The sequence below is a fragment of the Lysobacter sp. N42 genome (assembly GCF_004344885.1).
Genome location: NZ_SKFB01000134.1, coordinates 1 through 761, shown reverse-complemented (window position 1 = coordinate 761; position 761 = coordinate 1). Strand labels below are relative to the sequence as shown.

The following is a 761-nucleotide window of genomic DNA, read 5'->3' as shown; positions in this document are numbered from 1 at the left end:
CGTACCGCCGTTCCAGCGCCCGCACGGGGATTTCGCCCTGGCACATGAGGGCCTGGATGAGGTCGGCGCGCAGCTGGTCGTCCTCGGACAGGTACATGCCGCGGAAGACGGGCAGGCGGCCGGCGTCGAGGGCGGCCTCCCAGGTGGGCAGGTCGCGCGGGTTCTGGCTGAAGGTGCTGCCGATGTGGCTGATGGCGCTCACGCCGAAGCCGACCAGGTCCGAGTCGGCATGGGTGGTGTAGCCCATGAAGTTGCGGTGCAGGCCGCCGCGGGCCTGGGCGATGGCCAGCTCGTCATCGGGCAGGGCGAAGTGGTCCATGCCGATGTAGACGTAGCCGGCCCGCGTCAGGCGGGTGATGGCCAGCACCAGCAGGGAGAGCTTGACGTCGGGAGCCGGCAGGTCGGCCTCGTGGATCTGCCGCTGGGGGCGGAACAGCTCGGGCAGGTGGGCGTAGCTGTAGACGGCCAGGCGGTCCGGTCGCAGGGCCAGCACCTGGTCGAGGGTGCGGGCGAAGCCTTCAGGGGTCTGTTTCGGCAGGCCGTAGATGAGATCGATGTTGACCGAGGCGAAGCCGTGGGCGCGGCAGGCCTCGACCACGTCGCGGGTTTCCTCCACGCTCTGGATGCGGTTGACGGCGGCCTGCACGACCGGGTCGAAGTCCTGCACGCCCAGGCTGGCGCGGTTGAAGCCCAGCGCCGCCAGGCGGGCGATGTCCTCGGGCTCGACGAAGCGCGGGTCCAGCTCGATGGAGATGTCGCGG

General features: G+C 70.4%; 1 protein-coding gene. It reads right to left on the bottom strand.

Annotation, left to right across the window (positions count from 1 at the left end):
• Nucleotides 1–761 (bottom strand): radical SAM protein (locus tag EYQ95_RS26260; RefSeq protein WP_132332194.1); only part of this gene is annotated, 761 nt, incomplete at both ends.